We start from the raw sequence: 8285 nt of genomic DNA, 5'->3' as shown, positions 1-8285 counted from the left end.
ATCCCTGTCCCGATGAAAAACGGCGCGCATCCCTGCGCGCCGCCCTCCGGGTCTTCCTTTGCCTTCGCTAGTGCAAGACGGCGCACAGCAACAGCAACAGCAACAGCAACAGCAACAGCAACCTCAGTTTGCTGCAACGCTCCCCGGGTAGGAGCGGCGTCCTACTGGATTTCCTTCGGTCACAATCCGCGACCGCGTAATCGCACGCCACGGCGGCTCTTACGTGATCGCCTCGATACGACAATAGAAGCAACGAAGCGGATGGATTCATGGTCAAGTGCGGACCACGACGCAAACTGCAGCCGCGCGGTCGCGGCTCGCGCCGCTCCTACCCCTAGAGCATCGCAACGACAACAGCCGTTGCCGTTGCCGTTGCCGTTGTCGTTGTCGTTGTCGTTGTCGTTGTCGTAAAGATTCTGCTGTTGCTGTTGCTGTGCGCAGCTTCGCGCTAGCGAAGGCAACTGAAGACCCGAAGGGCGGCCCGCACGGATGCGGGCCGTTTTTCATCGGGACAGGGATGTCCCGTATGAAAAAGCCCCGCGTTGCTTATGACAAAAGAAAGTAACCCGCCGCTTTAGTGGCGGAAGCTTTAGGCGTTTGATCCTGATCTTGCTTGAGCGATTCGCAGCGAGGCCGAAGCAGCGCGGTCGCGGCTTGCGCCGCTCCTACCCCTGCGACGGCACGCCACTTCGATGAGCGATATCGGCATTGGTGTTCCTGCGCGTCCCGCGGTCGCGGCTCACGCCGCTCCTACAGGAAGAGCGGGGGCACGAAGCAACACCACGCATCGGCGCCCAAAACAAAACGGCCGGTGCAAGCACCGGCCGTTCGTGTTTCGAGCCTTGCCCCGCCAGCGACCGGCCTGAGCCGGCCGCTGTTCGTCGATCAGAAACGCAGATCGGCGCGCAGGTAGAAGAAACGACCGCCCGGGATGTCGTAGGTCGAGGCGTCGTAACCGTTGAGCGAGCACGACAGGCACACCGGCGGATCCTTGTCGGCGACGTTGTTGACGCCACCGGTGATCTGCAGGCCCTTCAGCCAGTCGATGTGATAACCCACCTGCAGGTCGTGGTAGGTGATCGCATCGAGCTTGTTGTCGCCGGTGACCGGGTTATCGCAGTACGGCGAGTCCAGCGCCGAGGCCTGGCAGATTTCGGTCATGTCGGAGATGTGGCGGATGGTCCACGACGCGGTCCAGGCGTTGCGCTTCCACGACAGGCTCGCGTTCGAGGTCCACTCCGGGATCGCGCTGTCGTTGACTTCCACGCCCGGACGGCGCGGCTGCACCTGGCCGGCCGCACCGACGGCGTCGTACTGGGTCACGAAGGTGTTCTGCCAGCTGACCTTGAACTGGCCGAGCGAGGTCTCCGGCAGGGTCCAGAAGAAGTCCACGTCCCAGCCGGAGGTCTTGATCGAACCCAGGTTGGTCAGCTTGTTCTCGAAAGAGTTGATGCCGCCGACGCTGGAACGGGTGATGCCGCCGCAGTAGGTCGGGTCGAGCGTCTGTACGCACAGGTTGAGCTGGGTCTGCGCGTCGATCGCCTGTACCGCGCCTTCCAGCGAATGGCGGTAGAAGGTCACTTCGAAGTCGAACTTGTCCGACCACGGCACGCCCGCGGCCCAGGCCGGGCTGTAGACGAAGCCGGCGGTGAAGCTGCGCGCGGTTTCCGGCTCGAGGTCCGGGTTGCCGCCGGTCTGCACCGAGATCTGGCTGTTGGCCTGGGTTGCGCCGGCCGGCACGCCGAGGGCGGCGCAGTTGGCGCGGTTGCCGGTCGCCGGCGAGCCGGTGATCGAGATCAGGCAGGGGTCGCTGAGCTGCAGGTCGGCGCGGCTGGCCGAGCCGAACAACTCGCCGATCGACGGCGCGCGGAAACCTTCTGCGTAGGTGGTGCGCAGCAGGAATTCATCGGCGACCTGCCAACGCAGGCCGTACTTCGGGGTGAACTGGCCGCCGAAGGTCGAATAATCCGAATAGCGCCCGGCCAGGCTCAGGTCGAGGCTCTTGCCGAAGCTGCCTTCCTTGATCAGCGGCAGGTTGAGTTCGACATAGGCTTCGTTGACGTCGTACTCGCCCTGGGTCGGCAACGACTGGGTACCGTTGTAGAAACCGGCCACGGTGATCGCATCGGGCGAATAGAAGCCTTCGTACTTGCGGTATTCGTAACCGGCGGCGAACGACAGCGGGCCGGCCCAGGCTTCGAACAGGTCGCCCGACAGGTTGGCGGTGAAGGTCTGCAGCTTCTGCTCGCTGCGGTCGCGCACGATCGGGCTGATCCACTGCAGCATCGCCGGGGTGATCGTGCCCGGGCCGCCGAACAGGTTCAGCGGCACGCAGCCCGGGGTCGCGGCGCACACGGCCGGGTCGCCCACGGCGATGTTGATGTTGCGGATGTTGTAGCTGCCGCGGTTGGTCTGTTCGGCTTCGTTCTTGTTGCTGGCGAAGTTGACGTCCCAGAAGAAGGTGCGGTCGCCGGCGTCGAAGCTGCCTTCCACGCCCGCGGCGATGTACTTGGTGTCGACTTCCTGCTCGAAGATGCGCGGGCCGCCCTCGACCGGACGACGGCCGATCAGGACCAGGTTCGGGTTGGCGCCTTCGGTGGTGAGGTCGAAGCCGAACGGGTTATATGGGTTGAGGCGCGAGACGGTGATGTGCTCGGACCAGGGGTTGCCGGTGCCGGCGTCCAGGCCCAGGAACAGCGGTTCCGGCGCGGCCTGGTTGACCGACTCGCGACGGTTGTACAGCGCCTTGACGTAGGCCTGCACGTTATCGTTGAAGTGGTAGCGGAACTGGCCGAACACGCCGGTGCGCTTGGACGGCGTCAGCAGCATGTTCTGTTCGGCGAAGTTGTAGCGGTTGGCGCCGGTGAAACGGATGAAGTCCTGCGGGTAGCGCACGCCGTTCGGGAAGCTGCTGCCGTTGGGCGTGGTGATGTTGCAGAACGGGATCGACGGCGTACTCGGATCGTCGTCGGTATCGGTCAGCGGGCACGCGGTGCTGGCGGTCGCCGGGGTGATGATGAAGCGGCCGTTCGGCGTCGCCGAGCTGCCGGTTTCCACGCCCAGGCCCGGCACCGGCACGCGCGAGAGTTCGCGGTCGCGCGAGAACACCGGGTCCTGATCGACGTAGCTCAAGCCCAGGAACAGGTTGGCGCGGTCGGTGTTGTAGCCCCAGGCCGCGTCGAAGCCCATGAGCTCGCCGTCGCCTTCGCCGTACTGGCCGTAGTTGAGGGTGATCTGGCCGCCATCGAAATTACGGCGGGTGATGATGTTGACCACGCCGGCGATCGCGTCGGAGCCGTACAGCGACGAGGCGCCGTCCTCGAGCACTTCGATGCGCTCGACGATGGCCAGCGGGATGGTGTTGAGGTCGGTCGCCGCGCCCACGCCGGAAGCCGAGGATTCGTTGACCCAGCGCATGCCGTCGACGAGGACGAGGACGCGCTTGGGCCCGAGGTGACGCAGGTCGACCTGGGCCGAACCGGCGCCGACGCCGTCGCCGTTGGGCGAGAAGCCGAAGTTGCCGGAGGAGTTGAACTTGGTGTTGAGCGCCGAACCGGCGCCGGTGAGCTCCTGCACCACGTCGCCGATCGAGGTCAGACCGGTGCGTTCGATGTCGTCGCGGGTAAGGGTCTGGACCGGGACCTGGCTTTCGATCTCGGCCTTCTTGATGCGAGTGCCGGTGACCTGGACGGTGTCCAGCGTGGTGGCGTCTCGGGCAGGCGCTGCTTCCTGGGCGGCTGCGAGCCCCGGCAGGGCGACCAGCAGGGACAACTGAATGGCTTTCGCCAAGGCATGACGACGCGACACTTTCATCGACTCTCTCTCCCTCAAGAATGTGGCTGTAGCTCTGATGGCTATTGGCACGCCGTCCATCCATGTCGGACGGCACCGGGAGGTTGTAAACAATTCGTGAATCCGCCACAAGGCGCAAATAGGGACTACTTGCCAACTCGGTCCCATTTCTGATCGGGATCGGCTGCGGGCTGAGACGTACGTCGCCTATGGGCGAACGACCGACGCCTATTCAGTTAATACCCGGCAACGGCCGCAGCTCGGGCCGGCCAGGCGCGCAAACGCGACCGCGGTCGCGCTTCAGCCGCCGAGCAACAGGCTGACCGCGACCAGGATCAGGAAGGCTGCGAACACCCGCTTGAGGGTGTCGCCGTGCAGCTTGTGAGCGAGTCGGGTGCCGTAGGGTGCGGCGAACACCGAGGCGATGGCGACGCCGATCGCCGCCGGCAGGTAGACGTAGCCGATGGCGTGCTCGGGCAAGGCCCCGGCCGGCGCGTTGAGGGCGTAGCCGACCGCACTGGCCAGGCCGATCGCCACGCCGCAGGCCGAGGAGGTGCCGACCGCGCGCACCGGGGCGACGCCGCGCCAGACCAGCAAGGGCACGGTTATGCTGCCGCCGCCGATGCCGACCACCGCCGACACCGCGCCGATGCCGACGCCCGCGGCCGACAGCGGCAGGCCCTGCGGCGGCGGCGCGCCGTCGGCGAGCGGCGCCCCGTTCTTGCCGAACAGCAACTGCGCGGCGGCGATCAGGCAGTAGCCGGCGACGATCAAACGCAGCCAATCGCCGTCGACGCGCACGGCGACGAAACTGCCGAGCCAACCGCCGAGCAGCAGCCCCGGCACCATCCAGCGCACGGTCGGCCACATCACGCTGCCGCGCTTGGCATGCGCGCGGGCCGAGGCGGTCGCGGTCAACACGATGCTGGCCAGCGAACTGGCCAGCGCGGTGTGCATGGCCGCTTCCTGCGGAATGCCCATCAGCGGCGCCAGCCAGGCGAGTGCGGCGACCAGCACCAGGCCGCCGCCGATGCCGAGCAAGCCGGCGAGCACGCCGGCCACGGCGCCCAATGCGAGAAAAACCAACCAGGCTGTCACCGTCGAATGCTCCGCAAGATCAGGGTCGAGCCTACATGGTCGCAGTGCCGCGCCGCGAACGCCTGCCACGATGCGCCCGTTCGCAGGCACGGCCACGAGACCAACGTGTGACAACGATCCACCGCACGAGCCCGATCGCACCGAACCTTCGCATCGCCTCCACGATCCTGAAGCAACAACGGCGCGGCAGTAACGGCGCGAATGCGCAGGCCAGTCTTCGAGCGAGCGCCGGGAAAGCTGCGACGCGCTTCGCAAGCAGCGCATCGACAGCGAATGTTCACATAAGGCATTCATGCGTGCTGGGCTATAGTCCGACGATGCTGCCACGCCCCTACACACTCGTCATCGCTGCGCTCGCCGCGGCCCTCGCCACCACCGCTTGCGCCCAGACCACGGCGTCGGCGCCAACCCAGGCCGCTATCAAGCCGGCGCCGGTCGTGAACGCCTTGCCGGCGCCCGCGGTCGACCCTCTGCTGCCGCGCCTGCGCGCGGCGATCGAAGCGGCCGAACGCGGCCAGTTCGACAGCGGCCAGTACGCCGATCTCGCGCGGCACCCGCTGTACGCTTGGATCGAGTACGCCAACCTGCGCCGCGGCATCGACACGGTCAACAACGGCCAGGCCCAGGATTTCCTCGCCCGTCGCGGCAAGGAAGCCTCCGGCGAAGCCTTCCGCGAAATCTGGCTGGCGGCGACCGCGCGTCGCGAAGACTGGCCGAGTTTCCTCGCCGCGTGGACGCCGAAGAGCGCCACCGGCAAGGAACGCAGCGTCAGCCTGCGCTGCGCCGAATTGAACGCGCGCCAGGCCCTGGGCCGCACCGACGAGAGCTGGACGCGCGAAGCGCAGGCGATCTGGCGCAGCAGCGGCAAATCCCTGCCCGACAGTTGCGACGGCCCGTTCGCGGTGCTCGCGGCCCAGGGCGCGCTGTCGCCGGAGTTGCGCTGGGAGCGCATCGAGGCCGCGGCCGCCGAATGGCAGCCGGCAGTGATGCGTTCGGCCGCGCGCGGATTGCCCGCCGCCGAACTCGCACAAGCGAACGACTACGCCGCCTTCCTCGACAGCGTCAACGAACGCGCACTGTCGTGGCCGAAGACCGAGCGCAGCCGCAAGATCGCTTCCTACGGCCTGGCCAAGCTCGCCAAGGCTCAGCCGGCCAGCGCCGAGCAGCAATTGCCCAAGTACGCCAACGCGCTCGGCTTCAGCGACGCCGACCGCGGCCGCGTGCTGTACCAGACCGCGCTGTGGTCGGTGGCGTCCTATGAAGCCGAATCGGCGCGCCGCCTCAACGCCGTGCCCGAGGTCGCCTACGACGAACGCCTGCACGAGTGGCGCGCGCGCGAAGCGATGGCCCGTTCGGACTGGGCCGGCGCACTCGCCGCGATCAAGAAGATGGGCGCCAAGCAACGCGGCGATTCGCGCTGGCAGTATTTCGAGGCCCGCCTCAGCGAACGCGCCGGCGACAAGGCCGGCGCCGACCGCATCTACCGCGAAGCGGCGAAGAAGACCGATTTCCACGGCTTCATGGCCGCCGACCGGCTCGGCGCGCCGTATGCGCTGTGCCCGGTGCAACCGACCGACAGCGCCGCGGCCAAGGCCGCGATCGCGCGCGACCCGGCCCTGTTGCGGGCGATGGGTTTGTTCCAGATCGAACGCACCGGTTGGGCGGTGCGCGAATGGGACGATGCGCTGAGCCGCTTCGACGACACCCAGCGCCGCATCGCCATCGAAGTGGCGCAGAGCTACAACTGGTTCGACCGCGCGGTGTTCTCGCTCAACAAGACCCCGCAGGAGCAGCGCCTGTACTACCTGCGCTTCCCGCTGCACCACGGCGACACGATCCGCCGCGAGTCGGCCAAGAACGGCATCGACCCGGCCTGGGTCGCCGCCGAAATCCGCGCCGAGAGCATCTTCAACCCGACCGCGCGCTCGGGCGCCAACGCGATGGGCCTGATGCAGGTGCTGCCCGGCACCGGCGCTGCGGTCGCCAAGAGCCTGGGCCTGCCCTGGGGCGGCGCCGCCAGCCTGTACGACTCCGACACCAACATCATCCTCGGCACCGCCTACCTGCGTCAGTTGCTCGACAAGTACGGCGGCCAGCCCTACTTCGCGATGGCCGGCTACAACGCCGGCCCGGCGCCGCTGGCGCGCTGGCAGTCGCAGCGCCCGGGCATGGAGCCGGAGTTCTGGATCGAGACCATCAGCTACAAAGAGACCCGCGAATACGTCGCGCGCGTGCTCGCCTTCAGCGTGATCTACGACTGGCGCCTCAACGGCGACGCCCACAACGTCAGCGACCGCATGCGCGGCATCGCCACCGGCAAGCGCAAGTCCTTCGCCTGCCCGGCGGCGAGCGCCGCCGCGACCGCGCCGGCGCCGGCCGAACAAGAGTGAGCCTGCCGCCATGCCCCGTCGTCATGTTCTGATTCTCGGCGGCACCGGTTTCGTCGGCCGCCATCTCGTCGAGCACCTGCTGCGCGAGCGTTACCGCATCACCGTGCTGAGCCGCGGCGTCGACCCGGCCAAGAAAAAGCTGTTGTCGCGCGATGCCAGCATCATCGAAGGCGATATCGGCAACCCGGACTTCCTGCGCGCCGTGCTCGACGACGTCGACGCGGTGGTCAACCTGGTCGGCATCCTCAACGAGCAGGGCGACAGCGGCGCCGGCTTCGAGCACGTCTACGTCGAACTGCTGGACGCCTTGCTCGAAGCGATGCGCGACATGGGCGTGTCGCGGCTGCTGCAGATGAGCGCGCTCAACGCCGGCACCGGCCACAGCCATTACCTGGAGTCGCGCGGCCGCGCCGAGCAGCGCGTGCGCGCCTCCAAGCTGGCCTGGACCCTGTTCCGCCCTTCGGTCATCGCCGGCGCAGGCGACGGCCTGTTCTGCCGTTTCGACGCGCTGTTGCGCTACGCGCCGTTGTTGCCGATGGGACGTGCCAACGCGCGCTTCCAGCCGGTCTGGATCGGCGACGTCACCCAGGCCTTCGTCAACGCGCTCGCCGACGACAGCCACGTCAGCCGCAGCTACAACCTGGTCGGCCCCGAGGTGATGACCCTTGCCGAGATCGTGCGCGCGACGGCGCGTGCGCGCCGGCGCCTGCGCGCGGTGCTGCCGCTGCCGGAATCGCTCGGCAAAGTGCAAGCCGAGATCGGCGAGTGGCTGCCCGGCAAACCGATCAGCCGCGACAACTGGCGCTCGCTGCAGACCGACTCGACCAGCGTCGAGAACGGTTTGCTGAAGCTCGGCGTCAGCCCGACGCCGGTGCTGTCGCATCTGCCGGAAATCCTGGGACTGAACGCGCACGCCGGTTGAGGCACGTATCCAGGGCAGGAGCGGCATCGCGCTTTTGGGTAGGAGCGACGCAAGTCGCGACCAACCGCAGCGGTGAGCGAAAG

The 8285-nt window shown here is 67.4% G+C and carries 4 protein-coding genes; 2 read left to right on the top strand and 2 right to left on the bottom strand.

Annotated features, from left to right (window positions below):
• Window positions 1–885 precede the first annotated feature (885 nt).
• The gene (locus EX88_RS0122160; RefSeq protein ID WP_031374163.1) at window positions 886–3813 is read right to left on the bottom strand and encodes a TonB-dependent receptor; all 2928 of its coding nucleotides are present in this window, start codon (window positions 3811–3813) and stop codon (window positions 886–888) included.
• 279 nt (window positions 3814–4092) lie between these two features.
• Entirely contained in the window at window positions 4093–4890 is a 798-nt protein-coding gene (locus EX88_RS0122155; RefSeq protein WP_031374162.1) for a sulfite exporter TauE/SafE family protein, read from the bottom strand.
• 317 nt (window positions 4891–5207) lie between these two features.
• Here EX88_RS0122155 and EX88_RS0122150 point away from each other — a divergent pair, with 317 nt between their 5' ends.
• Complete coding sequence (locus EX88_RS0122150; RefSeq protein ID WP_081931377.1) at window positions 5208–7280, top strand: lytic transglycosylase domain-containing protein; 2073 nt, start codon at window positions 5208–5210, stop codon at window positions 7278–7280.
• A 10-nt stretch (window positions 7281–7290) separates the two neighbouring features.
• The gene (locus tag EX88_RS0122145; protein ID WP_031374160.1) at window positions 7291–8202 is read left to right on the top strand and encodes a complex I NDUFA9 subunit family protein; all 912 of its coding nucleotides are present in this window, start codon (window positions 7291–7293) and stop codon (window positions 8200–8202) included.
• Window positions 8203–8285 lie beyond the last annotated feature (83 nt).

Origin of the sequence: Lysobacter antibioticus (genome assembly GCF_000731095.1) — a bacterium.
In the GTDB taxonomy this organism is placed as follows: domain Bacteria; phylum Pseudomonadota; class Gammaproteobacteria; order Xanthomonadales; family Xanthomonadaceae; genus Lysobacter; species Lysobacter antibioticus_B.
Note: the sequence above shows the minus strand (reverse complement) of the source record. Positions and strands in the feature narration are given on the sequence as shown.

Excerpts from the sequence above, each read along its gene's own strand:
- EX88_RS0122160 (WP_031374163.1), bottom strand. The coding sequence starts at position 3,813 with ATGAAAGTGTCGCGTCGTCATGCCTTGGCGAAAGCCATTCAGTTGTCC.
- EX88_RS0122150 (WP_081931377.1), top strand. The coding sequence starts at position 5,208 with ATGCTGCCACGCCCCTACACACTCGTCATCGCTGCGCTCGCCGCGGCC.
- EX88_RS0122145 (WP_031374160.1), top strand. The coding sequence starts at position 7,291 with ATGCCCCGTCGTCATGTTCTGATTCTCGGCGGCACCGGTTTCGTCGGC.